The following is a 26,561-nucleotide window of genomic DNA, read 5'->3' as shown; positions in this document are numbered from 1 at the left end:
AATAAATAATTATTATCGTGATAATTATTTATTATAACTGTTTAACTTTATTTTTTCAATATTAACTTTAAATTTCAATCCATTTCTCCATAAGTCTATCTATATTGCTTTGAATATTAGATTTGTCCTTATACAAACTATCCAGCTTATTGTAATCTAAAGAAAACTTATTCATCTGATCATCAATATATTTTATTTTTTTCTCTAGATTACTTATTTCATTCTCTAAATCTTTTTTCCTATTTTCATTTTTATTATCCTTATAATCTCTTTTCACTTCTTGCCTTTTTTTAAGACTTTTTTTGTCTGCACTTTTTTTATTCTGATTTTTTTCGTATTCTTCCTTTTTCAATTTATAATAATCATAATTTCCTAAATAGGTTTTAAAGGTTTTGTTTTCTAATGCTATTATTCTGTCTCCAATTTTGTTTATAAAATATCTATCATGAGAAATAAAAAATACTGTTCCTAAAAAATTGGTTAGTGCAAGTTCAAGCGTCTCTATAGATTGTATATCTAAATGATTTGTTGGCTCATCTAATATTAATAAGTTCACCTCTTCATATAAAAGTTTGCTTAACTTCAGCCTAGTTTTTTCACCACCCGATAAATTACTGACTTTTTTAAATACACTTTCTCCAAAAAACATAAATTTTGTTAGATATTCTCTAGCTTTTCCCTCCAATATATTTATATCTTCTCTAAGACATTGGAGTACTGTTATGCTTTCATCCTTAAAACTTATGTTTTGAGGCAAATAGGCCACCTTTGCATTTGCTCCTAATTTTATTTCGCCTGAATCTAATTTTTCTTCTTCTAAGAGTATCTTTATAACAGTAGATTTCCCTGCTCCATTTGCACCAATTAATGCTACTCTTTCTCCGTATTTAATTAAGAAATCACCATTTTTAAACAATACTTTATCTTCAAAATTCTTTGTTGCATCTTTTGCTATTATTGTTTCTTCACCAGACCTTCCATCTACTTTGATGTTTAGTTTCATATTTTTCTTTTCTAATTCTGGCCTATCTACTTTATCCATCTTCTCTAATCTTTTTTCCATGCTTGCAGCTCGTTTAATAAATTTTTCATTGTCACCACGCTTAGCCCAATCTCTTAATCTTTTAATTGATTCCTCCATTGATTGGATTTTCTTTTGATTTTCATTGTATCCTTGAAGTTGTAGTGCTAAATTTTCATCTCGTTCTTTTACATATTTAGAGTAATTCCCTAAATATGTTTTACTAGCCATTTTATCAATTTCAATTATTTTGTTTGCTACACTGTCAAGAAAATATCTATCGTGAGATACAATTATTACAGTACCCTTGTAATTCTCCAAATAACTCTCAAGCCAATCTAAGGCATATACATCAAGATGATTTGTTGGTTCATCTAAAAGTAATATATCAGGATTTTCTAAAAGTATTTTTCCAAGCATTACGGTGGTCTTTTCTCCTCCACTAGTTTTTTCAAACGTCTTTTCTAAAAAGCTATCTTCAAATTTTAATCCCATACAAATCTTATTAAAATTTTCAACTTTGTTATAGCCACCTAAGAGTTCAAATTTTTCTTGAAGTTTACTATATTTATTAAGTCTCTTTTTTAATTCATCTTCATCTAAGCAATTTAGCTTTCCCTCCAAAGCCCTAAGTTCTTCCTCTATACTGTTAATTTCTTCAAATGCCATATTCAATACATCTTTAACTTTAACTGATTTTTCATAGTCAGGTATTTGTTTTAAATATCCAATGGTTGCCCCTTTTCTTATGGCAATGTTTCCTCCATCAACTTTTTCTTCCTGTACTATTAGCTTTAAAATTGTACTTTTCCCACAGCCATTTATTCCTACTATTCCAACTCTTTCTTGTGTTTTAACTTCAAAGTCAACATTTTCTAGAATTAAATTTGCTCCATAATATTTTTTTACATTACTAAGAGATATTTCTATCATTTTCCTTCCTCCTTAATAACCAGAGCTTGGCATACTACCCACCCTTCATTCATTTTAAAACACAAAAAATCCGGGCAAGTAACTCCCTGCTCGGATTTTTATCAAAAAAATATAAAATCCGAGCAAGATAACCTTACCCGGATATTTTTAACTTAAATTAAAAATCTGGTAAAATATGTTTACTTGCTATATCCACAAAATATCCAATTTTAGACGCACTTATCCCGTTAAATTCTAAAGTTGCTGAAATTTTTGTAGATATAGCTCTAATTTTTTCCATTCTGTTTACAAAGCAAATACTCATTTTCTACCCTCCTCTATAACTTATTAACTAAAGTATAAATGATTTGAAGGAAAATATCAATTAAAATCCAAAATCCTTTATAACCTTTTGTATTTGTTCATCCCAATAACACCACTTATGATCTCCGTGACTCTCACTATAAGATAACTTAATTCTAGTTTCTTCTTCAATAAATTTTTTAAAGTTTAAGTTCCCATTGTGTAAAAAATCCTCTGTTCCACACCATTGATAAAGGTACGGAGTCTCGGTATTGCTGTTACTAAGTTTTTTCGCTACATAAAACAAATCGTTTATACTTTTTTCAATTTCCCCTACAGAACCAAATATAGTTTTCATTTCTTCCATCATTCCATCTATACTACTGTTTTTTGCTTCACCTAGTAAATCTAACGCTCCAGATAAACTAGCTGCTGCTTTAAATTTTTCTGGACAATTTAATGCCAATTTAAAAGCTCCATATCCACCCATAGAAAGTCCTGCAACAAAATTATCCTCTCTTTTTTCAGAAAGTGGAAAAAACTCTCTGCATTTTTTAGGTAGTTCTTCACTTATAAAAGTCCAGTAGTTACCTCCAAATTTCATATCTGTATAGAAACTTCTTCCTACATCTGGCATTACCACTGCAAGCCCTTTACCATCCACATATCTCTCTATTGATGTTTTTCTTGTCCATGCCGTATGGTCATCACTAAGTCCATGTAGAAGATATAAAGTTGGGTATTTTTCTTTTTTCAAACTTCCTAAAGCTCCAATCTTAGTCTGACTTCTTTCCGGCAATATTACCTTTACAGTTGTATCTATTCCTAATATGTCTGAATAAAAATTACAGTCTATTAATGCCATATTATGTATTTCTCCTTTTAATTAACTTATCTTTTCTGTGGTCGTATTAACTTCAATTATATCCTTTTCTCTATTAACAAACCATATACCTATACATACAAAAATTAAAGCAATAAAATTTTTTATTTCAAGAATATTTTCTCTTAAAAATATTGATGAAAGAACTGTGCCAAATACCGGCACTAAGAAGTTAAATATAGATACCTTTCCTACTTTATTATATTTTAACAGTAAAGTCCAAAGAGAAAATGCAACTGCTGACAAAAATCCCATATAGATCAAAAGCGAAGTTGAACTTACTTCAAAATGTGTTACTTTTCCACCATTAGCAAGACCAAAAACAGCTAATATTACCCCACCTATAAACAAGTTATATCCTGTTATTAGCATTACATCTATATTTTCAGAAAGTTTTTTGCTATAGATTGCAGAAGCTGCAAAAACAAATGCTGCTATTATAACAAACCCCTCACCTTTAACAGTAAATGAAATGTTAATTAAATCACTACTAAAATTTACAATCATAACACCAACAAAACCCACAATACACCCAAGAATTTTTCTTTTATTTAATTTATCATTTTTATATATAAAATGGGCTAAAATCACACTAAAAAAGGTGCCCAATGAATTTAGTATTGAGCCTTTTACTCCAGTTGTATTAGCCAGTCCAATATAAAAGAAAAAATATTGCAGTGATGTTTGGCTAATTCCTAAGCCCAATAAGCCTAAAATATCTTTTTTAGAGAGCTTAAATAATTTTCGCCCTATTATTTTTGCAATTATTAAAACCATTAACCCTGCTATAATAAATCTGTATCCCGCAAACACAAGTTCCGATTGTACATCTCCCTTATGTATATTAAATAAAATATAACCATTTTTTACTGCTGGATATGCACTTCCCCATAATAAACAACACAGTGCTGCTATTGCAGCAATAAATTTATTGTTTGTAAAAATTTTCTTATCCATAAATTCTAATTTCCTTCCTTAGTTTATTCACAAACTAATTATATTACTAATAATTAATTCTTTTCAACACCTTAAGTATATTAAAAAAATACATATCTTTTATCGCTATATTCTGTTATAATTACTTGAAGTATATAAAAAAAGGGACGATGTTCTTAAATGAAAAAAAATTATGAAACACAGGAAAATGAATTTGAGTTTGAAGACAGTATTGTACTTATGAAAGTTTTTAAAAAAGACGGCACTGAGCTTATTACTAAGATAGATAAAAATGATTTAGACACTGTAAAAAATGCGGGTACTTGGTTTGCTGAATGGCACAAGGATTTCAATAATTATATAGTTCAAAACATTAGTAAATCTTCTGTAAATGGTAAAACTAAATTTGTAAAAAGAAGTTTACAATCAGTAATTATGGATGTTAATTCTAAAGCTCCAATTAGACATATTAATGGAGACCCTCTAGACAACAGAAAAGCAAATCTAGAAATATTCGATAGAAATACAAGAAATGATTATGAAATTGTAGACAATGATACTATAGCCTTGATACTTAAAGATAAATATGGAAAAGCAGAGGCAAAAGCTCTTATTTCTAAGGAAGATTTATCTACAGTTGTAAATGACACCTATGGATGGGTATGTTCAAGAATATATGGAAAACTTAACGTTGTAACAAATACGCCTGGTGGCAGAGTATATTTAGATAAATTAATTATGAAACCAGAAGAAACCGTGACAGTACACCATATTAACCTTGATCCTCTTGATAACAGAAGAAGTAACTTAGAACTTAAAGTCAATGAAATTACAGAATAATTTAAAAAAAATAGACAGAAGTTGCTATGGCAACTTCTGTCTATTTTTTTTAAACTAGCTTTCCTTCATTAAAATCATCTACTGCTTTAATTATTTCATCCATATTATTCATTACAAATGGTCCATACCTTGCAACTGGCTCATTTATTGGATCTGCACTCATAAATAAAAAGCCACCGTCTTCTCCTGTTATTTTAACTTTTTCTTGTTCTGTAATTATACACATGTTACCTTTTTCCACTTCTATTTCTTCATCTGAATAAATCTTAACCTTTCCAGAATGGACATATATTATATTAGTACCCTTAAGTTCTTTCTCAAAAGTTCCACCTTTTAGCCCTACGTCAAAATATTCTACCGGAAAATACAACTCTATTGGCCCTTTAATTTCACCATATCTACCTGAAATAATCTTTACACTTATTCCATCGCCATTTATGATAGGCATATCTTCATTTGTTAAATGCCTGTATTTAGGTTCTATCATTTTTAACTTACTAGGAAGATTTACCCATAGTTGATATCCCCAAAGCTGTCCATTTTCCATAGCTGGCATTTCTTCATGTATTATACCCTTCCCAGCAGTCATCCATTGTACTTCTCCAGCATTTAGGTTTCCCTCATTTCCTCTAGAATCCCTATGCGTAAAGCTGCCTTTTACCATATAAGTAATAGTTTCAAAACCTCTATGTGGATGCATTGGAAAGCCACTAATATAATCGTCTTTATTGTCACTCCTAAATTCATCTAATAGTAAAAATGGGTCTATATCCTGTAACTTTTCTATTCCAATCATTCTATTTAAAACAACACCTGCACCATCTTTTACTTTTTCTCCCTCAATAACTTTAAACATACCCTCACCTCAATTAAAATATACTTACATAATTTCATTAAATAATTAAATTACTTTATGTAAGTATGATACAATAAGTAATTAGTTCTGTCAATATTATTTTGTCTTATTCTTTTGTTATTCATATTTTTATGTTATAATTTGCATGAAAATCTTAAACAAAAGAAAGGATTTATCTTATGAATTTAAAAACAATTATTACAATTATACTCAGCATTTTAGTTATAATTTTATGTACTCTTTCATTTATTTTCTCTAATGTTAGGATATTACTACCTATTGCCTTTATATTTTTAGGTATTTTAAACATATTTAACGGCATAGTTCAACTTAAAATTAAAAATAAATCTACTGGTATGTTCTCTTTAATATCAGGCATATTAATATTGATTGTAGGAATAGTAGGAACTTTTGTATTACTGATTTTTAAATAAAATCAGTTTTCTCTTCCATTCTTAATGAAGGTTATGATAAATTTTGTTCCACATTTCACCTTGCTTCGCGCTTCAATAATTCCTCCATGTGCTTCAATTATAGATTTTGAAAGTGCAAGTCCAATTCCAACGGATTCACTCTTTTTTGAACCTTTTGCTCTATAAAATCTTTTAAATATATTTGGTAAATCCTCTTCACTTATTCCCTCTCCATTGTCCTCAATTACAATTCTTGTGTAAATTGGATTTTCACTTATTTCTATATCTATCTTTCCACCTTTTTTATTGTGTTCAATTGCGTTTTTAATTATATTTATCAATGCTTCCTGAAGCCAGCTGGTATCATGTACTAGGTAAATATCTCCATTATCTATTAAATTAATTTTAATTCCATTCTCATCTGCTTTGCCCTTAAGTGCTTCTATTGAATCTTCTACAGTCTCATTTAAACTTTTGTTCTCCATAGAAAACTCTATAGCATTAGCATCTATCCTAGCAAGTCTTAATATACTTTTTATTAACCAGTTCATTCTGTATAATTGATTTTTGTTATTTATAAGAAATGTATTTTTCTGCTTGTTTGTAAGTTCTTTATTTAATAGAATATCATTATATATAATCATTGAAGAAAGAGGTGTCTTAAGTTGATGGGAGATATCTGATAGGATATCTACTAAAAATTGTTTTTCTTTTTTTAACTCATATATATTATTTCTTATTATCCCTCTCATTGAATTAAAGGATAATGCAAGTTTACCAAAATCACCTTCTTTATCCTCATCAATCCAGACCTCATATTTACCTTCAATTACCTTCTTTGCAGCTTCAGTTATATTCCTAATTCTTTTATAAAAGTATCCATACTGCATATAATTTAAAATTAAAAAAATAATAGTACTAATTATAAACACATCTATAATAGCAAAATTATTTTCATAAGCTATATCTTTTACATATGGGAAAAGGTTATTTTCTAGATTATCATCTAAGCCATATTGTTTTAAAATTAACTCCCCTTTTTTTGTTTCAGCATCAGCTACCTCTTTAGTCATAAGTGGAATTACATCCTTTTCTAGTTCAGGGTTTTTTTCATCTATTTTTGAAACAACTGCCCCTAAACTTTTTATGTAGCCTTTTTTCAAATTATCATGATCAATTTTAAGTATCCACATCGTTATAAGTAAAAATATTATGTTTAAAATCAAAATAACTTTTGTGCTCCTTTTAAGTTCTGGGTTAATAAAATATTTCATAATTATCTACTCCTTAACCACGGATTTGTCCCACATATATCCAAGTCCTCTTTGTGTTATTATATATTCCGGATTTTTTTCCTTTTCTTCAATTTTTGCTCTTATTCTTTTTATGTATACTGAAAGAGTATTTTCATCAAAAAAAGCGTCTTCTCCTTCTGTTAACTCTTTTAATATATCATTTCTTTTTAATATTTTTTTAGGATTATTCATGAATATTAGTAATAATTTATATTCTTGAGCTGTTAATACTATTTCTTCTTTATTTTTTTTAACACTGGCAGTAGACATTTCAACGGTTATGTCTCCACTCTTTAATTTATTACAGTTTCCTTCCCGTCTATAGTTTCTCCTAATAAGAGCTTTTATTCTAGACAAAAATTCCCTAACGCCAAATGGTTTAGTCATGTAGTCATCTCCACCAATTTCAAGCCCTAATACTATATTAATTTCCTCATCCAAAGCCGTTAAAAACATTATGGGTACATTACTTTTTGTTCTTATGTATTTACATAATTCATAACCACTTCCATCAGGTAAATTTACATCCAAGATTATTAAATCTAACCTTTCAGTTTGAAAAAGTTTTTTCCCATTTTCCATAGTTCTAGCTTGCAAGACCTCATAGCCTTCATCTTTTAATGTAAATTCTATTCCAAGAGCTAAGGATTCATCATCCTCAACTAATAATAATCTATTCATAAAATCACCCCACCTTAATTGAATACTACCATTTTATGTATTACAAAATCAAGTTTTCAATATGCTTTAGTAATCTTCTCTAATAACATCTATCAAGTTTTCTTTATTTATTCTTGACAGTGGTGCGAGAACTGATAGGTACCCTATGATAAGAGCTGCTGACCCTGCAATAAATATACCCATCCAAGGCACTTGCCATGAAATTTGTCTTGCTCCACCTATACCTCTGTACATAATATAAGATAATATACAAGATATTATAGAGCCATATATTGTTCCTATAATTCCATATAATAATCCCTCGAGTATTATCATTTTTCTTAATCCCTTTTGTGTAAGGCCTATAGCTTTTAATGATCCAAATTCCTTTTTTCTAAGTATTATATTTGTTGTTGTTGTATTTACTATATTCACACTTCCTATTAATGATACAACAACAACAAATCCATATATTAAAATTTGTATCATTAGTATAGCTGACTTTGATTTTCTGTTTTCATCTAAAAGGTTATACAACTGTAATGATGAGTTTTCTCTTATTACATCTTCAAGCTGTCCTTTAGCTTTCTCTTCATCCTTAACATTTTTAAGTTCTATATCTAATTGATTTGGTGAAATATCATTAATTCCAGTTAAATTTTTTACCACTTCTCTTGTGGTTATAAACTTTAATCCAGGTTTGTTTTTATTTGAAATGTAATCAAACGGATCATCTTTTAATATAGCCATAATTTTTACTTTTTTTATTGGTCCACTCTCCATGCTTATTTTATCTTTTGCTGGATTATAATTAACCTCTAGCTCATCTCCAACCTTAATATTAGCTATAGGTTCATTATGATATTTTTTGTTTTTATTTGTAAATATGTTTCTTTCAATTAATATAACTCCATTTCCCTTATCTAATTGATTTATATTTATATTCCCAGTTTTTAAATATTTTTTGGCTACTTCTAAAGAATTGTCATCGTATATATTGACATATGCCGGAATTAAATTGCTTTCTTTTCCTTTGTTATCTTTACTTATGTATATATTATGCAAATTCTTAATACTCTGTATTTCCTGCGTAGAATTTATTTTACTAGTAAAATTAAAATTAACATATTTTCTGTATATGGTGCCAACAGAATCTAATTTTCCTATGTTATCCACAATCTTATCGTTTATCTCATCTTTTTCATCAGTCCTACTATTATATATTGAAAAATTTATATTTTTTGATTCGTTGTTTTTATCTGAGACATTTAAATACATATCCATAAAAGATTTAAATGTCACAAAAAGAACCACACTTATTACTATTGAAAATACAGTAATCCTATATCGTTTTTTATTTCTCTTTATATTCTTTGCAGCCAATTCCCCTTCAAATTTAAAAATTTTTTTAAACACAAAACTTCTTCTCTTCTTTAATTTTTCTCTTACTATTAAGCCTCTACTATTTATTGAAATTAATGGAGATACCCGCCCTGCAAAAATGGTTGGAAGCATAGCCGATAAATACACTGAAGTTATGCCTACAAGAGAGCTAACTATTAAAATAAATGGTGATATTGGTATCTTAATATTTATAATTGAGTATGCACCAATTAATCTAAACACAACCAGTATTATCTGTAGGGCTATTACTCCAATCATGAGGCCAATTGGAATTCCTATAGCTGCTAAAATCGTGGCTTCTTTAAATACTATTTTTCTAAGCTGTTTTGGTGTCATTCCAACCGCCCTTAGTAACCCAAATTGCCTTATTCTCTCTACCATGCTTATCTGAAAAGAATTATATATCACTGCAATAGTTGCAATTACAACTATTCCAATTATAACGGCAAATGTAGAATATAAACCTAATATAGCATTGCCATTTACACGTCCACCACCTTCAACATCAATAAGATCAGAATTTAATGTAACATTGTTTTTATCTGCCATACCCTTTAATTCTTCCACAGTGCTCTTTAAATTTGTTTTTTTACTTATTTCAACTAATAATGAGGCCTTTTTCATATCAATATTATTACTTACTGATAGCATAACTCCTGCATTGTCACCTTGTTCTAACATAGTGTCATCCAATATCCCAACTAATTTTAGATGCTTTCCATTAATATTAATTTTATCTCCAATTCTTATATTCTTATTAACATAAGGTAATATCCAATTTTGAACTGCAACTTCATTTTTGTTTTTTGGCATTCTACCTTTTTTTATTCTATATGGAATAAGTTCTAAAGCCTTATTTGTAGCTACCATTGGTATTAATTTTACATTTTTACTAAGCTGCTCTACTTCATCATTCTCAACAAGTCCACTCCTAGATACTTTAGGATTACTCGTTATTTTTGAAAACAAATCATCATTTAAATTTTTGTACATAATGTGAAACTCACCATAATTCTCTTTAACATTTTCTATTTCAGTTTCTTGTATACCATTAATAAAAAACCCTATACATGAAATTAATGCAACAGATAATATTATTCCAACAATAGTTAAAACACTTCTTTTTTTATTAACCCTAATATACTTAACTGTAAGTTCCCTATAACTACTTATCATTAAATCTCACCGTCTTATTAGTTATTTCTTAGATATTTATCTGAAACTATAGTTCCATCTTCAATTGTTATTACACGATCTGCTAATGGTGCAACATTTATATCGTGAGTAATTAATATCAGTGTCTGATTATACGTTTTTGCCGTAAACTTCAAAAGTTCTATAACTTCCTTTGAATTTTTACTATCAAGATTTCCTGTAGGTTCATCTGCAAATATTATGGCTGGTTTATTAAGTAAAGCTCTTCCAATAGATACTCTTTGTTGCTGACCTCCTGACAGTTCCGATGGAAGATGATTTTTTCTATGCTCTAATCCCAAAAGTTTTATTATTTTTTCTAGATACACCTCATCAATCTTATCACTATCCATAAGTGCAGGCAGTGCTATATTCTCCTCAACATCTAAAACTGGTATAAGGTTAAAAAATTGAAATATGAATCCTATTTTTCTCCTTCTAAATATAGCTAATTTGTCTTCTTTATACTTATATATATTCTCACCATCAATAATTACTTCTCCTCCTGTTGGTCTATCTAAACCTCCAAGCAAGTGCAAAAGAGTACTTTTTCCTGAACCAGAAGCACCTACAATTGCAATAAAATCCCCTTTATTAATTGACAAATTTATATTTTTTAAAGCTTCAACTTTGTTTTCGCCTTTTCCATAAGTCTTACTTAAATTTACAGCCTTTAATATCTCCATTTTTAAATTCCCCTCTACACCTTGTCATATATTTTAATTATATCCAAATGCGTCTATTAACGCTATGACTTACACATTACATTTATCAGTATTATCTTACATTATTGTAATAATCCTATATGGACTAAATAATTTAATGTGTTTTAGGAAAATGAATTTATAGCCTTATATAAATAAAAGAGTGTAACTTAAAATTAAAAATTTAAGTTACACTCTTTTATAAATTATTTTACTCTTCTACCTGTTAAATAATCAGATCTATCAAGCGGTGAAATTTTAATTACATCTCCAGTATGAGGTGCATGTATATACATACCGTTTCCTATATACATACCAACATGATGAGGATTACTGTACGTACCAAAGAATACTAGATCTCCAGGTTGAAGATCACCTCTTGCTACTGAACTTCCATCATTTATTTGATCATAAGTCGTTCTACCTATTGACACACCAAAATGTGCATATACATATTGCATGTATCCAGAGCAATCAAAACCAGGGTTAGGTGAAGTTCCACCCCATACGTATGTAGTTCCTAAAAAGTTTGCTGCATATTGAATTACAGCATTACCAGAAATTGAAACATTACCAGCAGATGCTCCTCCTCTATTAACACTTACATTTTTGTTTTGCACTGCTGCTGTTACCTTTGCATTTTCAGCTGCTTTAGCATCTAAAATTTTCTTCTTTACGGAATCAACTTCTGCTTTTGTTGAAGCACTTAATGTACTTGCCGAAGCTTCTTCTTGTTTAGCCTTTGCAATGAGTGGTAATTGTTCTTGTTTTTTACTGTTTAAAGCACTAAGTTTTTTCTGGCTCTCTTCTTGCATAGCAGTAAGATTTTTTTTACTTTCCGCTAGTTTGTCCTTTTTTTCTTCCACTTCTTTTTTTCTATCATTAAGACTTGATATTAATTTTTCATCAAATTGAGCAATCTTTTTTACTGCCTCAGCCTTTGAAATAAAATCTCCTAGCCCATTTGAATCTAAAAGAATAGTCAAATATCTATTATTTCCACTAGTATACATTGCTTTCATTCTTTTATCATAAAGATCTTGTTCATCTTTTATATTAGCTTCTGTTTTCTTTATGCTTTCTTCTTTTACATCTATATCAGTTTGTATTTTACCTATCTTAGCTTTTATGTTATTAACCTCAGTCATGTTTTGTTGAATTTGACCATCTAACATTTCTATGTTTGATTCTAAGTCATTAACCTTCTTTTGTGCTGCATTTAGGGTGCTTTGGCTTTGATTGTATTTACTTTGTGATGTATTTAATTCACTATCCAAAGATGGACTAGCTAAAGTTGTTACATTAGTTGTAAACACTATTCCTAAAGTCATGGCTACAAGTATTAGCTTTTTATTCAAACTGTGATCCTCCTAAATTCATATGTTTTTTTATTTATTATCCTTATTAAGAATTAACCTCCATGTTATTTTAGCAAATTTATGTGTTGATTTTATGAAGATTAGACTTTTACAAATACTTTTCAAGGCTTTCCTTTTCTTTTAACGTGTTAACAAGCGATTTTATTTCTTGATCTTTATTTTTATCCATTATAAGCATCACATCTCCCGCATCAACTACAACTAAATCCTTTATTCCAAAACCTATTATAAGTTTATCCTTTCCAAATACACAACAATTCTCACTTTGTTCTAAAAATATATTGCCGTTTACACTATTACCTTTGTAATTCCCTATAAACCTTGATAACGCAGCAAAACTACCAATATCATCCCAAACAAAATTGCTCTTTATTACATAGGCCCTTCTCGTTTTCTGCATTATTCCAAAATCGACTGATATACCGTCAATAAGTTCATATTGTTCTCTTATAACCTGTTCCTCTCTTTCTCCTCCAAGTTCCGTATATATTGTCATAATACTTTTATACATTTTAGGAAGATATTTTTCCATCTCTCTTAGGAGAGAATCTGCTCTCTTTACCATAATAAGAAATATTTTTAAAAATTACATCATATAGATTACTATAAAACGATTATTAAGGAATCTAACATGAAAACTGCAGCTATTTATACAAGAAAATCTGTGTATTCTTCTAGGGGTGAATCTATCGAAAATCAGATAAAGATGTGCAAAAAATATCTAATTCAGCAAAACATAAATGAATTTTTAATATATGAGGATGAAGGTTTTTCTGGTAAAAATTTTAATAGACCTAACTTTAAAAAAATGCTTAAGGATGCTAAAGAAAAAAAATTTAATATTCTAATATGCTATAGGCTAGATAGAGTTAGTAGAAACATAGCTGGTTTTTCTTCTTTAATAGAAGATCTTGATAGAAATGACATAAGCTTCATATCAGTATCTGAACAATTTGATACATCTAAACCAATGGGTCGTGCTATGATGTATATTGCATCAGTGTTTGCACAATTAGAACGTGAAACCATTGCTGAAAGGGTTAGAGATAATATGCTTGAACTTGCACGAAGTGGAAGATGGCTTGGTGGGAGAACTCCTACAGGTTTTAAAAGCACTTCTTTGACTGTTTTTGATGAATACTTAAATGAAAGAAAAATATTCAAATTATCTCCATTAGAGTATGAGTTAGATATAGTAAAACTTATATTTGATATTTATCTTGATAAAAAATCGCTCTCCAAAGTCTCACAATATTTGAAGGCTAAAGGTATAAAAACAAAAATGGACAATGATTTCTCAAAATGTACCTTAATGGGAATATTAACTAATATTGTATACGTGAAAGCTGATGTTGCTATATTTAATTTTCTTCACGAGAGCAATATTGAAACCATTGGTAATCCGGATGGAATACATGGGATGTTATCTTATAACAAACGTAATGGTAAAAACGGTCCTTATAGGAAAACTAACGATTGGATATGTGCCGTAGCAAAACATGAAGGCATTATTTCAAGTGAAACCTGGATTAATGTCCAAAACCTTTTAAAATGCAATAGAAAATAGACTTATATTTAATATTAAGTAAATCAAAATATAAAGAAATTGCGAAGCAAAGTTAAGGGTTTTAACGATTGCTTCACATGTTAAAAGGTGAAGCATAGTTGAAAACCCTTCACCCGTACTTGGCAGTTTCTAACTACTATGACTTAACACATTTAATGTTATTTAATTGTTACTAGCAATTCTCCTGAGCTTACCTGCTGTCCTTCTTTTACATTAATTACTTCAACCGTTCCACCTACAGCAGCTGTAACTCTTGTTTCCATTTTCATGGCCTCAACAATTACTAGAGCATCATTTTCTTTAACCGTATCTCCCTCTTTTACAAGTACAGATAGGATTGTTCCAGGTATAGGTGCTCCAATTTCTTTTGGGTTTGAAGCATCAGCAATTTTTGTTTCAATTATTTGCATAATGTTCTTACTGTTTTTATCTTTAACTTTAATTTCTCTTCTAAAACCATTTACCTCGAAAAATAAAGTTTTATTTCCTTCTGAATCAATTTTGCCTACTTTTATAAGCTTTATTATGAAGCTTTTTCCTTTTGAAACTTCAACTTCACAAGTTTCACCTTCAGAAAGTCCATGGAAATATATATCACTTCCCATTCTGCTTAAATCACCGAATTCCCTTATATATTTTAAATATCCTTCAAATACATCAGGGTACAATGCATAACTAAGCTTATCCTTCATAGTTGGCTCGTAATCATATTTACCTTTTAAATACTCGCCTATCTTATCAAAATCTTCAGCTTCTAAAAGCTCTCCTGGTCTGCATGTTATTGGTTTTTCTCCCTTTAGTACTAGCTTTTGAAGTTTTTCTGGGAAGCCATTCATTGGTTGACCCATCATTCCTTTAAAATATGTTACTACTGAATCTGGGAATGCTAAATTTGCAGCCTTTTCATATATATTCTCTTTTGTTAGTCCATTTTGAACCATAAATATAGCAAAGTCTCCAACCATTTTTGATGAAGGCGTTACCTTAACTATGTCACCAACAATATCATTAACTTCTTTATACATCTGTTTTACTTCATTAAATTTATGCCCTAGCCCAAAACTTTCAACTTGAGGTTTTAAATTGGAGTATTGGCCACCTGGAATTTCATATTCATATATTTCTGCAGAACCAGATATCAATTCTGATTCAAACTTATAATAAACCGGTCTTACTGCAGCCCAGTAATCTGAAATTTCCTGTATTCCATATAAATCTATACCCGTATCTCTTCTTGTGTTTTTTAATGCAGCTACTACAGAATTAAGTGCTGGTTGGCTTGTTAATCCTGACATACTGTTAAATGCAGTATCAACAATGTCAGCTCCAGCTTCTGCTGCCATTATTACAGTTGCAACACCATTGCCTGTAGTATCATGTGTGTGAAGATGTATTGGCATTCCTACTTCCTCTTTTAATGTTTTTATAAGTTTAAATGCCGCATGAGGTTTTAATAGAGCTGACATATCCTTTATTCCCAATATATGTGCTCCTGTTTTTTCAATATCCTTAGCTAAATTTACGTAATAATCTAAGTTATACTTTTCTCTTCTATCGTCTAATATATCTCCAGTGTAACATATGCAAGCTTCTGCAACTTTTCCACTTTTAAGTACTTCGTCTATTGATACTTCCATACCTTTTAACCAGTTTAAAGAGTCAAAAATTCTAAACACATCAACGCCACTTTCAGCTGACTCTTTAATAAATTCGCGTATTACATTATCTGGATAATTCTTATATCCTACTGCATTTGCTCCACGAATTAACATTTGAAAAAGTACATTTGGTATTTCTTTTCTTAATTGTCTAAGCCTTTCCCATGGTGACTCATTTAAGAAACGGTATGAAACATCAAAAGTTGCTCCTCCCCACATTTCAAGAGAAAACAAGTCTTTTCCATAAACTGAAGTTGGCTGTGCAATTTTTATCATATCCCTTGTTCTAACTCTTGTAGCCATAAGAGACTGATTAGCATCCCTCATAGTTGTATCTGTAAGGAGTAGCTTTTTCTGATCTTTTATCCATTTTACAAGTCCAGCTGTACCTTCAGAATCAAGTATTTGCTTTGTGCCACTTAAATTTTCTGTAATATTTATCTTAGGTACTACTGGTACATCATATTGTCTTTTCTCACCTTTAGTCTCATTAACAACTTTTTCACCAATGTACTTTAATACTCTACTTTCCTCATCTGCTTTAGGCATAAGATCAATAAGTTCTGGATTTTCATCAATAAATCCAGTATCACATTTACCTTGTAAAAAGTCTGGATGATTAAGTACATTTATTAAAAATCCAATGTTTGTTTTTACTCCAACTATATTTGTTTCTTCCATAGCCCTAATAGATTTTCTTATAGCATCCTTAAAGCTTTTACCCCAGGATATGTTTTTTACAAGAAGACTATCATAATACGGACTTATAACTGCTCCTGCAAAACCATTTCCACCATCAAGTCTTATTCCATTACCTGAGCTAGTTCTATACACTTCTATTTTACCCGTATCAGGTGCAAAATTATTTGTTGGATCTTCAGTTGTTATTCTGCATTGCACCGAATATCCTCTTGGCTTAATTTCTTCTTGAGATTTTATGCCAATTTCTTCTGAATCTAGTCTATGTCCTTCTGCTATAAGTATCTGGCTTTGAACTATATCAATACCTGTAATCATTTCTGTAATTGTGTGCTCAACTTGAACTCTTGGATTCATTTCTATAAAATAATGATTTCCGTGCATATCTACTAAAAATTCTAAAGTTCCTGCACTTCTATAATTAACAGATTTAGCTATTTTAAGTGCATCATTACATATTTCATTTCTTTTTTCCTCTGAAATTGAAAAAGCCGGAGCAAATTCAACTACTTTTTGATGTCTTCTTTGAATGGAACAATCTCTTTCATATAAGTGAACTATATTTCCATATTTATCTCCAAGAACTTGAACTTCTATATGTTTCGGTTTTTCTATGTACTTTTCCATAAACATTATGTCAATTCCAAATGCTTTTTTAGCTTCGCTTTTAGCACTTAGAAATGATGCCTCTAGTTGATCTTCACTTCTAACAATTCGCATTCCTCTTCCACCGCCGCCAGCAGCAGCTTTTAGCATTATAGGATAACCACATTCTTTAGCAAGTTTTTTTGCTTCCTCCACGGATTCAATATCCTTTTCAAATCCTGGAATTGTTGGCACTCCAACTGCATGTGCAGCAATTTTAGATTTAATTTTATCTCCTAATTTTTCCATCATCTCTGCATTAGGTCCGATAAATTCAATTCCCGCTTCTTCACATTTCTTTGCAAATTCGGCATTTTCAGATAGAAAACCGTATCCTGGATGTATTGCATCTACACCTTTTTTAATTGCAAGATTTATGATTTCTTCTATGTTCAAATAAGCCTCAACTGGATTTTTATTTTCCCCAACTAGATAAGCCTCATCCGCTTTTGTTCTAAATAAGGAATATTTATCTTCGTTAGAGTAAATTGCAACAGTTCTTATACCAAGCTCTTTACAAGCTCTAAATATTCTTATTGCAATTTCCCCTCTGTTGGCAACTAATACTCTTTTAAATTCGCTCATTTTTATCCCCCTATTTATTTTTATCATTAATTACTAAAATAACGTGTTTCTCAATAAAATGCAATAAGTTTTTGTCATTTCATGCATAAAATAAGCATTTTTATTAATTTATCAAATAAAAATGAATTATTTACGCATTTGTCATTGCATTTCTATAGTAAAGAGAGCATCTGCTCTCCATACAAACATTCCACTGTTCCAAAGATAATCCCCTGCAAGTAAAAAATCTTTTGCTACTTCCACATTAGGTTTTTCCACAAACCGTTCTACTTTATAAGTGCCTTCCACATTCATAACCTTTTCTCCCATTTGTATATACCCATATCCTGTTTCAGGCCTTGTAGGCGTTATTCCTATAGTTATAAGTCCCCTTTTTTTATTTACAGTATTCACTGCTTGCTTCAATGTATCAACAAATGCCTTCTCATCTTCAACATAATGATCAGATGGAAATACCATCATTATGGAGTCGTTGTCCTTTTTCATAAGCTTTGCAGCTGCAAGACCTATGCATGTAGCGGTCCCTTTATTCATTACACGGGTTCATATGTTCATTAAATCCATCAATTAATTTAATTTTATCCACCCTTTTAAGAGTTTTAATATAATATTCTCTTTTCATGGCTTCACTTTTAGTCTCATATTTCTCAAAATATATCAGTTCTATAGGAAGCCTGCACCTAGTATATTTTGCCCCTTTCCCACTGTTATGTACTTTTATTCTGTTATCTAAATCATTAGTATATCCTGTATATAGTGTTTCATCCTTGCATTTTAAAATATAGACGTAATTCATAAGTGTATCTCCAAAACATTATAATGATATATAATTTAATTTTTATATTGTCTATATTATAACATCTTTATTATTTAAAAAACTAATCATATATTATATAATTTAGATTGTTAGCTAGATGATATTTAAGTTCATAATATAAAGAGATTGCGAAGCAAGGTGAAGGGTTTTAACGATTGCTTAACAAGTTAAAAGATGAAGGGTCGCCAAATGGCGAGGTTATGGGTTTTATCCCTGCTAGGCGCGGATAAAAGGTGAAGTGTTTATGGATAAATCCATAGCCTTTTCCCACGGAAAACCCTTCACCCAATGCTTCGCAATTTATTACTATATTGAATAACCTTTAATCATCTAAAAATCTACTATTATTAAAGAAGGAAGTGATTCAATGGAAGAATCAATAGAACTTTTAAAGAAAATACCCATCTTCTCTAAACTTTCAGAAGATGTTCTATTAAATATATTAAAACTTCAAGTTGTTAAAATCTATAAAAAAGGTTCTGTAATATTTCATGAATATGATAAAGGTGATGCCTTTTTCTTTGTAAAATCAGGGAAAGTTAAGATTTTTAAAACTTCTTTTGATGGAAGAGATATAACTTTGAACATATTAGAAGAAGGCTCCATTTTTGCTGAAGTAACACTTTTCAATGACATAAATTATCCTGCAACAGCCATGGTGCTAGAGGAAAGCCAAATAGGCATGATATTAAATAAAGACATAGAAAAACTGATTTTAAAAAATACTTCTCTAGCTCTTCAAATAATTAAGCTTTTAAACAAAAGACTATATAAATCTCAAAGCACAATAAAAGATATGGCCTTTTCAGATACTTTTGTAAGAGTTACAAATGTGCTTATTGATTTATCTTCTAGTCATGGAATAGTTACAAACAATGGTATTGAAATCAACATGAATATTACACGCCAGGACATTGCAGATATGGTTGGTACTACTAGAGAGACTGTAAGTAGAATTATTGCAGATTTAAAGCGAGATGGCTTTATAGAAACTAATTCAAAAAAAATTATTATAATAGATACTGAGAATTTTAAAAAGTTAAGTAATAAAAATGAAGAATGATGGAATACATTCATCATTCTTCATTTTTAATTTTTAATTGACCTTATTGCTTTTCTTCATTATAAAATATAATGGAATCCCTATTATTATTGCTCCAAGTCCCCATGTTATCTGGACTTTAGTTGCTTGTGTTAGAAGCCAGCAACTAATAACTACAGATAGTATAGGAAGTATTGGACCAAAAGGAACTTTAAAGGTAGATTTCATGCCTTTTCTTCTAAAAATTATAACTGAAAGGCAAGTTGGTATATATTGTGTAAATCTTGATATGGCACTTATTGCTGCAAGCTGTGTGAAACTTCCTGATAAAGCAATAGGAATAGTTAAAACTGCAGTTACTATTATTGCTATGTAAGGAGTTCCTGATTTATTCTTTTTAGCTAAAGCTCTAGGCAGAAGTCCATCTTCAGCTAATGCTACTGCTGATCTTGGAAGTATAAAAGATTCTGCCATATTTATACCTCCTATAGATATTAACGTGCCCGCTGTAACCAAAATCCCTCCAAAGCTTCCTAGAAATACCGATGCTGACTGTGCTACTGGAGTACTGCTTCCTGCAAGCTTTGAACCTAAGGTTCCTATAGATACCGCTTGAATTAATATATATATCACTGATACTAAAAACATAGCTATTATAATTGCTATAGGTACATTTTTCTTAGGGTTATCCATATCTTCTGCTGCTACTGCTATAGCTTCAAAGCCAGTGAAAGCAAAGAATATCAATATTGCTGTGGCTCCAAAGCTTACCGTAGTAACCTTAGTAGGAAACATAGGTACAAAATTTCCACCTTTTATAAAGAAGATACCTATAGCTATAAATAAAACTAATGGCACAAGCTTTGCTATAGTCATTATGTTATTTAAGCTCTTTGCAAAATTAACTCCTAATATGTTTATAATTGATAAAATTATAATTATTCCTATTTCTATTGAATCTTTTACTACAGTATTAGCCGCTGCTGGCCAAATATTAGATAGAGCAGTAGTAAATCCAACTGCAAAAGTAGCCCAAGCTATAAAGCCTACTACCAATTTCATAATTCCCACTTCGAAACCTACAAATTCACCAAAAGCTTCTTTTGCATAGATATACGGCCCTCCATTTTTATTAAATATACCTGAAACTTCTGCAAAACATAGTGCCATGGCCATAACTAACGCCATATCAAAAAAATACACCCAAATGCTACCAGGCCCCATAAGTTTCATTGCCTTTCCTGGAAGAAGAAATATACCTGTACCTATTATTCCATTTATACCAAGGAGTATTATACTCCATAGTCCTAATTTTTTATTGTTTTCCATTGTAAGCCCCCTTAACTGATACTTCTACAAATTCTTCAAACAAACTTAGCATCAATTTATTATCTTTTCCTGCCATCATTTCTGGATGCCATTGAATTCCTACAACAAAACCTTCTTCTTTTTCTATAGCTTCTATAACTCCATCTTTTGCTCTAGCAGCCACCTTAAATCCTGGTGCCAAGTCCTTTATTGCTTGATGATGAAAACTGTTTGTTATTATTTTTTCTCCAAAAATGCTGTAAAGCTTTGTTTCTTTCTCAATCTTTACCGTATGTCCAGCTACTTCTGGTCTAGATTCTTGCACATGTTTAATATAGCAACCCTCTATTTGAGACAAATCTTGATACATAGTTCCACCTAAAGCTACATTTAAAATTTGTAGTCCCCTGCAAATTCCTAATATAGGTTTATTTAGCTCCATAGCGGCTTTAATAACCATTAGGTCGTATTCATCACGTTCAGGACATAAGAAACCTTGTTTTTGAGAAGGTTCTTCACCATAAATTAATGGATTAACATCAAACCCTCCAGATATTATTATAGAGTCCATAGCCTCTATTTGAATTTTTACTACTTCATAATCTGAAACTAATGGTAATATTACAGGTGCCCCACCTGCTTTTTCAACTGATTTCACATAATCGTTGTTTACATAAGCCCTTTCATATCCAGGAAACATGCCGCCTTGATCAATCAACAAATTTCCTACTATACCTATAATTGGTTTTTTCATAATATTCTCCTTTCCTTTTTTATGTTATCTTTCATATCTAAATGAAAATACATATGCAAATTATACCATAAGTTTTTGTAAAACAAATAAATTTGCTTGAGGAAGATGCTCTACTTCCTTATTTTTCATATAAAAAAAAGTGCTGCAAAACTACCTGCAACACTTTTTTTATATTCTGTTATCCCATCATTACATCTAAATCTTTTTTTGCATCTCCGCTTATTAAGTTTAAGCTAAAGTTATCTTGTAAAACTTTTAATACTCCTGGTGTTATAAACTTAGGTGCTGTAGGTCCTACATATACATTTTTAACTCCAAGACTGAATAATCCAAGAAGGATTGCAACAGCTTTTTGTTCAAACCATGATAAAACAATACTTAATGGTAAATCGTTAACTGTGCATCCAAAAGCTTCTGCAAGTGCTAGTGCAATCTTAACTGTTGAACCAGAATTATTACATTGTCCAAGATCAATATATCTTGGAATATCTGTGCCTGGAACTGTTCCAAAGTCTATATCATTAAATCTAAACTTACCACAAGAAGTTGTCATTATTACACATTTCTTTGGAAGTGTTTCTGCAAGTTCTCTATAATAATTTCTACCTTTTGTTGGAGCATCACAACCAGCTATAACAAAGAATCTTTTGATTTTTCCTTCTTTAACTGCATCAATTATTTCTGGAGCTATTGATAATACAGTATTATGATGGAAACCTGTAGTTAATGTCTTATCAGACTCTATATTTCTAACTTCTAATTCTAGCGCTTTACTTATTAATGGACTAAAATCATTATTTTTTATTTTTGGAATTCCGTCTAATCCAGCTGTTCCATATGTCCAAAATCTATCTGCATAACTTCCTGTTGTTATAGGCATTAAGCAATTTGTAGTTCCAAGTATTGCTCCTGGAAAACTTTCAAACAATTGTCTTTGGTCATACCATGCTTTACCAACGTTTCCTTTTAAATGAGCATATTTTTTAAGTTCTGGATATCCATGAGCTGGAAGCATTTCAGAATGAGTATAAATATTTATACCTTTTCCCTCTGTTTGCTTTAATAATTCTTCTAATGCATAAAGGTTATGTCCAGTAACTAGTATACAATGTCCTTCTACTTTGTCTTGTGTTACAACTGTAGGTACCGGTACCCCTAGTTTTGAAGTATGTGCACCATCTAAAAGGTCCATAACTTTAACTGCTGCAGTTCCAACCTTTAATGCCATACCAACATTTTCTTCTAAACTGAAATTTGAATTTGTTAATGTTGTATACAATGCTTCATTTACTATTGCATCAACTTCAGGATCAGTTTTACCAAGTTCACTTGCATGAGTTCTATAAGCTGCAACTCCTTTAAGTCCAAATATTATTGTATCTTGAAGACTTGCTATATCAGGATTTTTTCCGCATACTCCAAATTTTGTACACCCACCTACTGGTGTTTGCTCACATTGATAGCAAAACATTGGATTACATGTGTTTTCATCTTTTTTAAATATATTCATAATTTATTATCTCCTTTATTTAATTATCTTATAAACATATCTTATAGTAATTAAATAAAAATTTCTGTGATGTATATCACACTAATGAAAATTTAAAATATATTTTTATTTCTTTATATCCTGTCAATTTGTCTTCATGTACAATAATTTTATCCACAAGTTCTTCAATATCAGACCTTTTAAACTCTTTAAAATTTATCATGTGCTTATGCTCTTTTTTATCTACACCTTGTTGAATTTTTTTACTTATTTCCTCTAATAATATTTCCTCTTTTATAGAATGTGCCGTACATATCTTGCCCCCAATTTGGCTATTTTTACATTTATACCCTTTATAACTTTTTCTATAATACATTGGTGCTTTGCATTCATTACAAAATAATACAGATGAGAACAAGTGTATGTCACCTTTATACCTATAATTCTTTTTTCTATTTGCAATAGTTTTTTGAACCTTTTCGAAAGTTTTTTTATCTATAATTCCCTTATACTTTTCTCCTATAATCCATTCTTCTCTAGGTATTTCAACTACCTTTTTAATCTTATAATTTACTTTACTCCATCTATGTTGTGCCATTATGCCCGCATATTTTGGATTTGTTAATATATATCTTATTGTATTATTAGTCCATAATCCATCCCCTGAACTTGTTGGAGGAGGTACCTGTTTTAAATTTAGATAGTTAGCTATTTTTTGAAATCCATATCCATCTAAATAAAGTTTAAATATTTTTTTCACTATTTTCTCAGTTCCATTATCTTCTTTAATTAACTGAACATGCTTTTTATTATCTATAGATGTAGTCTTAAATCTAAGCCCATATGGCGGTCTTGATGATATACAAGATCCTCTTAACATTCTCTGCATTATTCCATCCTTTGTTCTCCTAGAACAGTCCTTTACATACATCTCATTTAATATGTTCTTAAATGGTATTATGTCATTATATTCCTCAATTGTATCCACATTATCAAGTACTGAAACAAACCTTATCCCTTTAAGCTGAAAATATTCTTCAAGGTAATAACCAGCCATTATATAATTCCTTGAAAATCTAGATAGGTCACGAGTTAAAATCATATTTATCTTATTTTTATCTACATCTTCTTTCATTCTTATAAAACTATCTCTATGAAAGCTAGATCCCGAAAAACCTTGATCCTCATATATATCAATTAGCTTATAATCACATGCTTTATCAATTTTCATCTTAGAATATAGCCAGCGTTTCAGACTATCTATCTGTGCTGGTATTGATTCTTGTTGTTCCTTTTTATCAGTGGAAACCCTTGCATAAATTGCCACATTCCATTGTTTTCTCATGATTTCATTTCATTTTCATAATTTCTTGTTTCTTCACCGTTTTTATCTTTTGCTTTTCTTCTGCTTATCTCTCTTAATATAGTACTTAAATTTTTTTTACCACCATAAAAATTAAAGATAATCTTATTTTTTTTCATAAAAAACTCCAAGCATAATAATCTTATAATATTATTATGCTTGGAACTGTTATTTTTTCCATGTTATTTTTTAATATTTTACATTGCTTTTTTATCTATATTAATTCTTTTACTTATATCTGTTAGCATGTACACTTTTCTGCAAAATTCTATAGCTTGATTTTTCACAAATATATTAGCAACCACAAATGTAACAAAAGCTATAGCTATTCCAAACACACCATCAAGAACTACATGTTGTTTTATAAATACTGTTGATAATATTATAATCACATTTACAATCGTAGTGATTACTGCAAATTTGGTATTTTTACCTTTTGTAAACCATACACCTTCAATCATAAGAAAACAAGTCATTACATGTATACTAGGGAAGCAGTTAATTGGCCTGTCCGCACTATACAATACTCTTATAATATTTGTAAAGACATCATTTCCTACAAGTTCTGGTCTTGGAACTGTAGTTTGGAAAAAGAAAAATGTAATATACGATATTATAAGGCTGGCCGCCAAACTTATAAGCATTCTACAATAGGTTTCCTTATCCTTTAAACATATGTACAAAAACACTAGTGGCACCATTGGATACCACATTACGTATGGTATTATAAACTCTTTTACAAATGGTATTGCTCTATCCAAAGCTGTTATTAAATTTCTATTGGTATTTGTGTAAGCATTTAAGATTCCATATATTGAATCCATTAATAATATTGGTATCATAAAACTCATTGCTCTTACATTAGGCAATATTTTTTTCATTAAAACCCTCCTCATAATACTTTTATCTATACATTCAATATATGCTTATAAATTGCCTTAGAAACACCTTCTTCATCATTTGACCACGTGATTTCATCACTAATTTCCTTAACATATTTATCCTCACAATTTTAGCATTTAACTTTATTTTTATATTATATCGTTAATTATTATATCATAAACTTTTATTCTGTACTAGCCTCCTAGTCTTTTGCTACAGTTCTTAAACCTATATTACTAAATAAGGGGTCTCTTTGTTTATAGGCTCCACAAATACATTGTCCTTGCTTATCTCTGGTAATTCACTGTATATCTTCTCCTTGTAACTTTCATTAGTAATAACATATATATTTTCCTTGATCACCATAGACTTTATTCTGTCAACGGTATTTCTTAAAAAGCTTTTTTCATTTATTATCTCTAAAAATTGTTTTGGGTTGTTTTCTCTAGATAGTGGATAAAGTCTCGTTCCTTTTCCACCAGCGAGTATTACAGCATATAGCAAAAAAGCACCTCAAAATAAATATTAATTATAATAATATTATATGAAAATTTTATAATATAAGTGATATATATTATCTCTTTGCAAAAAATCATAGGATATATATTAAAATATGGTTGTATAGTCATTATGTTATTGGCAATTTATGCAAATATTTCATCATAATTTTATCGGTTTATGAAATTTATCTTTCTTGTATGTAAAGTATTGCAATTATTATTTCATTTATGAGATAATAAATATAAAGAAACATATCAAAGGAGATGGATTTATATGTTATGGTTATTTGTTTTATTAATCGCTCTTATTGCAACTTTGCCATTGTCAGATAACTCACCATCAAGGGATATAAATTTCTATAAAAATGGTATGGTGATTTATCACAAAAATTCACATGAAAAAGATAAATACGAAGATTAAGACACTTTAAATAAAAAAATAAATTAGTCTT

General features: G+C 29.9%; 23 protein-coding genes and 3 pseudogenes. 5 read left to right on the top strand and 21 right to left on the bottom strand.

What is annotated here, in order from left to right:
- Positions 1-67: 67 nt before the first annotated feature.
- The 4 genes from abc-f to B8978_RS14115 all read right to left on the bottom strand — a co-directional run bounded on the left by abc-f (position 68) and on the right by B8978_RS14115 (position 4,076).
- Entirely contained in the window at positions 68-1,954 is a 1,887-nt protein-coding gene (gene abc-f, locus B8978_RS14125) for a ribosomal protection-like ABC-F family protein (protein WP_084116690.1), read from the bottom strand.
- Between the two features lie 157 nt (positions 1,955-2,111).
- Positions 2,112-2,258, bottom strand: a complete 147-nt coding sequence (locus tag B8978_RS19900; protein WP_176212705.1) for a hypothetical protein — start codon at positions 2,256-2,258, stop codon at positions 2,112-2,114.
- A 60-nt stretch (positions 2,259-2,318) separates the two neighbouring features.
- Positions 2,319-3,101 carry an alpha/beta hydrolase gene (locus B8978_RS14120; RefSeq protein WP_084116689.1) on the bottom strand — a complete coding sequence of 261 codons (783 nt, stop codon included), beginning with the start codon at positions 3,099-3,101 and terminating at the stop codon, positions 2,319-2,321.
- 21 nt (positions 3,102-3,122) lie between these two features.
- Positions 3,123-4,076 carry a DMT family transporter gene (locus B8978_RS14115; protein WP_084116688.1) on the bottom strand — a complete coding sequence of 318 codons (954 nt, stop codon included), beginning with the start codon at positions 4,074-4,076 and terminating at the stop codon, positions 3,123-3,125.
- A 159-nt stretch (positions 4,077-4,235) separates the two neighbouring features.
- On the opposite strand from B8978_RS14115, the gene B8978_RS14110 reads away from it, so the two are divergent.
- Positions 4,236-4,895: a hypothetical protein gene (locus B8978_RS14110; RefSeq protein ID WP_084116687.1), complete on the top strand. Its 660-nt coding sequence runs from the start codon at positions 4,236-4,238 to the stop codon at positions 4,893-4,895.
- A 49-nt stretch (positions 4,896-4,944) separates the two neighbouring features.
- Here the strand turns inward: B8978_RS14110 and B8978_RS14105 are convergent, their stop codons facing one another.
- Positions 4,945-5,751: a pirin family protein gene (locus tag B8978_RS14105; protein ID WP_084116686.1), complete on the bottom strand. Its 807-nt coding sequence runs from the start codon at positions 5,749-5,751 to the stop codon at positions 4,945-4,947.
- Between the two features lie 179 nt (positions 5,752-5,930).
- Between B8978_RS14105 and B8978_RS14100 the strand changes: the two genes are divergently transcribed.
- The gene (locus B8978_RS14100; protein ID WP_084116685.1) at positions 5,931-6,185 is read left to right on the top strand and encodes a DUF3953 domain-containing protein; all 255 of its coding nucleotides are present in this window, start codon (positions 5,931-5,933) and stop codon (positions 6,183-6,185) included.
- A 2-nt stretch (positions 6,186-6,187) separates the two neighbouring features.
- Here the strand turns inward: B8978_RS14100 and B8978_RS14095 are convergent, their stop codons facing one another.
- From B8978_RS14095 to B8978_RS14070, 6 genes and pseudogenes are all read right to left on the bottom strand, one after another.
- Positions 6,188-7,438, bottom strand: a complete 1,251-nt coding sequence (locus tag B8978_RS14095; protein ID WP_242950570.1) for a HAMP domain-containing sensor histidine kinase — start codon at positions 7,436-7,438, stop codon at positions 6,188-6,190.
- 6 nt (positions 7,439-7,444) lie between these two features.
- On the bottom strand, positions 7,445-8,140 hold the full coding sequence (locus tag B8978_RS14090) for a response regulator transcription factor (protein ID WP_084116683.1): 696 nt from the start codon (positions 8,138-8,140) through the stop codon (positions 7,445-7,447).
- Between the two features lie 66 nt (positions 8,141-8,206).
- Positions 8,207-10,699 carry an ABC transporter permease gene (locus tag B8978_RS14085; protein ID WP_084116682.1) on the bottom strand — a complete coding sequence of 831 codons (2,493 nt, stop codon included), beginning with the start codon at positions 10,697-10,699 and terminating at the stop codon, positions 8,207-8,209.
- Positions 10,700-10,716: 17 nt separating this feature from the next.
- A complete protein-coding gene (locus B8978_RS14080) occupies positions 10,717-11,403 on the bottom strand; it encodes an ABC transporter ATP-binding protein (protein WP_084116681.1) in 687 nt (228 codons plus the stop codon).
- A gap of 224 nt (positions 11,404-11,627) precedes the next feature.
- Positions 11,628-12,779: a C40 family peptidase gene (locus B8978_RS14075; RefSeq protein ID WP_084116680.1), complete on the bottom strand. Its 1,152-nt coding sequence runs from the start codon at positions 12,777-12,779 to the stop codon at positions 11,628-11,630.
- Between the two features lie 109 nt (positions 12,780-12,888).
- A pseudogene (locus tag B8978_RS14070) lies at positions 12,889-13,368 on the bottom strand (mannose-1-phosphate guanylyltransferase); the annotation flags it as partial.
- A 63-nt stretch (positions 13,369-13,431) separates the two neighbouring features.
- Here B8978_RS14070 and B8978_RS14065 point away from each other — a divergent pair.
- Positions 13,432-14,367: a recombinase family protein gene (locus B8978_RS14065; RefSeq protein ID WP_084116678.1), complete on the top strand. Its 936-nt coding sequence runs from the start codon at positions 13,432-13,434 to the stop codon at positions 14,365-14,367.
- 158 nt (positions 14,368-14,525) lie between these two features.
- Here the strand turns inward: B8978_RS14065 and B8978_RS14060 are convergent, their stop codons facing one another.
- The 3 genes and pseudogenes from B8978_RS14060 to B8978_RS14050 form a co-directional block, all read right to left on the bottom strand.
- A complete protein-coding gene (locus tag B8978_RS14060; RefSeq protein ID WP_084116677.1) occupies positions 14,526-17,954 on the bottom strand; it encodes a pyruvate carboxylase in 3,429 nt (1,142 codons plus the stop codon).
- A gap of 162 nt (positions 17,955-18,116) precedes the next feature.
- Positions 18,117-18,497: pseudogene (locus B8978_RS14055) on the bottom strand (sugar phosphate nucleotidyltransferase); the annotation flags it as partial.
- Entirely contained in the window at positions 18,481-18,750 is a 270-nt protein-coding gene (locus tag B8978_RS14050; RefSeq protein WP_084116676.1) for a GIY-YIG nuclease family protein, read from the bottom strand. The gene B8978_RS14050 and the pseudogene B8978_RS14055, both read right to left, overlap by 17 nt.
- A 388-nt stretch (positions 18,751-19,138) precedes the next feature.
- Between B8978_RS14050 and B8978_RS14045 the strand changes: the two genes are divergently transcribed.
- The gene (locus tag B8978_RS14045) at positions 19,139-19,834 is read left to right on the top strand and encodes a Crp/Fnr family transcriptional regulator (RefSeq protein ID WP_084116675.1); all 696 of its coding nucleotides are present in this window, start codon (positions 19,139-19,141) and stop codon (positions 19,832-19,834) included.
- A 33-nt stretch (positions 19,835-19,867) separates the two neighbouring features.
- On the opposite strand, the gene B8978_RS14040 is transcribed toward B8978_RS14045, so the two are convergent.
- From B8978_RS14040 to B8978_RS14015, 7 genes and pseudogenes are all read right to left on the bottom strand, one after another.
- On the bottom strand, positions 19,868-21,142 hold the full coding sequence (locus B8978_RS14040; RefSeq protein WP_084116674.1) for an APC family permease: 1,275 nt from the start codon (positions 21,140-21,142) through the stop codon (positions 19,868-19,870).
- Positions 21,129-21,875: a gamma-glutamyl-gamma-aminobutyrate hydrolase family protein gene (locus B8978_RS14035; protein ID WP_084116673.1), complete on the bottom strand. Its 747-nt coding sequence runs from the start codon at positions 21,873-21,875 to the stop codon at positions 21,129-21,131. Before B8978_RS14035 ends, B8978_RS14040 begins: the two co-directional genes overlap by 14 nt.
- A 178-nt stretch (positions 21,876-22,053) precedes the next feature.
- On the bottom strand, positions 22,054-23,346 hold the full coding sequence (gene hcp, locus B8978_RS14030) for a hydroxylamine reductase (protein ID WP_084116697.1): 1,293 nt from the start codon (positions 23,344-23,346) through the stop codon (positions 22,054-22,056).
- A 115-nt stretch (positions 23,347-23,461) separates the two neighbouring features.
- Positions 23,462-24,709 (bottom strand): recombinase family protein, encoded by a 1,248-nt coding sequence (locus B8978_RS14025; RefSeq protein WP_084116672.1) that lies wholly within the window; start codon positions 24,707-24,709, stop codon positions 23,462-23,464.
- Positions 24,706-24,846 (bottom strand): hypothetical protein, encoded by a 141-nt coding sequence (locus B8978_RS19895; RefSeq protein WP_176212704.1) that lies wholly within the window; start codon positions 24,844-24,846, stop codon positions 24,706-24,708. The genes B8978_RS14025 and B8978_RS19895 overlap by 4 nt, the downstream gene beginning before the upstream one ends.
- A gap of 78 nt (positions 24,847-24,924) precedes the next feature.
- Complete coding sequence (locus B8978_RS14020; protein ID WP_084116671.1) at positions 24,925-25,608, bottom strand: phosphatase PAP2 family protein; 684 nt, start codon at positions 25,606-25,608, stop codon at positions 24,925-24,927.
- A 247-nt stretch (positions 25,609-25,855) separates the two neighbouring features.
- Positions 25,856-26,113, bottom strand: a pseudogene (locus tag B8978_RS14015) (sugar phosphate nucleotidyltransferase); the annotation flags it as partial.
- A 270-nt stretch (positions 26,114-26,383) separates the two neighbouring features.
- On the opposite strand from B8978_RS14015, the gene B8978_RS19890 reads away from it, so the two are divergent.
- Entirely contained in the window at positions 26,384-26,530 is a 147-nt protein-coding gene (locus B8978_RS19890; RefSeq protein WP_176212703.1) for a hypothetical protein, read from the top strand.
- Positions 26,531-26,561 lie beyond the last annotated feature (31 nt).

The organism is Clostridium acidisoli DSM 12555, from assembly GCF_900176305.1.
In the GTDB taxonomy this organism is placed as follows: domain Bacteria; phylum Bacillota; class Clostridia; order Clostridiales; family Clostridiaceae; genus Clostridium_I; species Clostridium_I acidisoli.
The sequence above is the reverse complement of the archived record's forward strand: the minus strand, read 5'-3'. Positions and strand labels throughout refer to the sequence as shown.

What these genes read in the sequence shown, in the direction of transcription:
- B8978_RS14025 (WP_084116672.1), bottom strand. Translation starts at nt 24,709, where the DNA reads ATGAGAAAACAATGGAATGTGGCAATTTATGCAAGGGTTTCCACTGAT.
- B8978_RS14040 (WP_084116674.1), bottom strand. Translation starts at nt 21,142, where the DNA reads ATGGAAAACAATAAAAAATTAGGACTATGGAGTATAATACTCCTTGGT.
- B8978_RS19900 (WP_176212705.1), bottom strand. Translation starts at nt 2,258, where the DNA reads ATGAGTATTTGCTTTGTAAACAGAATGGAAAAAATTAGAGCTATATCT.
- B8978_RS14115 (WP_084116688.1), bottom strand. Translation starts at nt 4,076, where the DNA reads ATGGATAAGAAAATTTTTACAAACAATAAATTTATTGCTGCAATAGCA.
- B8978_RS14080 (WP_084116681.1), bottom strand. Translation starts at nt 11,403, where the DNA reads ATGGAGATATTAAAGGCTGTAAATTTAAGTAAGACTTATGGAAAAGGC.
- B8978_RS14100 (WP_084116685.1), top strand. Translation starts at nt 5,931, where the DNA reads ATGAATTTAAAAACAATTATTACAATTATACTCAGCATTTTAGTTATA.
- B8978_RS19890 (WP_176212703.1), top strand. Translation starts at nt 26,384, where the DNA reads ATGTTATGGTTATTTGTTTTATTAATCGCTCTTATTGCAACTTTGCCA.
- B8978_RS14020 (WP_084116671.1), bottom strand. Translation starts at nt 25,608, where the DNA reads ATGAAAAAAATATTGCCTAATGTAAGAGCAATGAGTTTTATGATACCA.
- B8978_RS14065 (WP_084116678.1), top strand. Translation starts at nt 13,432, where the DNA reads ATGAAAACTGCAGCTATTTATACAAGAAAATCTGTGTATTCTTCTAGG.
- B8978_RS14095 (WP_242950570.1), bottom strand. Translation starts at nt 7,438, where the DNA reads ATGAAATATTTTATTAACCCAGAACTTAAAAGGAGCACAAAAGTTATT.
- B8978_RS14090 (WP_084116683.1), bottom strand. Translation starts at nt 8,140, where the DNA reads ATGAATAGATTATTATTAGTTGAGGATGATGAATCCTTAGCTCTTGGA.
- B8978_RS14060 (WP_084116677.1), bottom strand. Translation starts at nt 17,954, where the DNA reads ATGAGCGAATTTAAAAGAGTATTAGTTGCCAACAGAGGGGAAATTGCA.
- B8978_RS19895 (WP_176212704.1), bottom strand. Translation starts at nt 24,846, where the DNA reads ATGAAAAAAAATAAGATTATCTTTAATTTTTATGGTGGTAAAAAAAAT.
- B8978_RS14085 (WP_084116682.1), bottom strand. Translation starts at nt 10,699, where the DNA reads ATGATAAGTAGTTATAGGGAACTTACAGTTAAGTATATTAGGGTTAAT.
- hcp (WP_084116697.1), bottom strand. Translation starts at nt 23,346, where the DNA reads ATGTTTTGCTATCAATGTGAGCAAACACCAGTAGGTGGGTGTACAAAA.
- B8978_RS14050 (WP_084116676.1), bottom strand. Translation starts at nt 18,750, where the DNA reads ATGAATTACGTCTATATTTTAAAATGCAAGGATGAAACACTATATACA.
- B8978_RS14110 (WP_084116687.1), top strand. Translation starts at nt 4,236, where the DNA reads ATGAAAAAAAATTATGAAACACAGGAAAATGAATTTGAGTTTGAAGAC.
- B8978_RS14105 (WP_084116686.1), bottom strand. Translation starts at nt 5,751, where the DNA reads ATGTTTAAAGTTATTGAGGGAGAAAAAGTAAAAGATGGTGCAGGTGTT.
- abc-f (WP_084116690.1), bottom strand. Translation starts at nt 1,954, where the DNA reads ATGATAGAAATATCTCTTAGTAATGTAAAAAAATATTATGGAGCAAAT.
- B8978_RS14045 (WP_084116675.1), top strand. Translation starts at nt 19,139, where the DNA reads ATGGAAGAATCAATAGAACTTTTAAAGAAAATACCCATCTTCTCTAAA.
- B8978_RS14120 (WP_084116689.1), bottom strand. Translation starts at nt 3,101, where the DNA reads ATGGCATTAATAGACTGTAATTTTTATTCAGACATATTAGGAATAGAT.
- B8978_RS14035 (WP_084116673.1), bottom strand. Translation starts at nt 21,875, where the DNA reads ATGAAAAAACCAATTATAGGTATAGTAGGAAATTTGTTGATTGATCAA.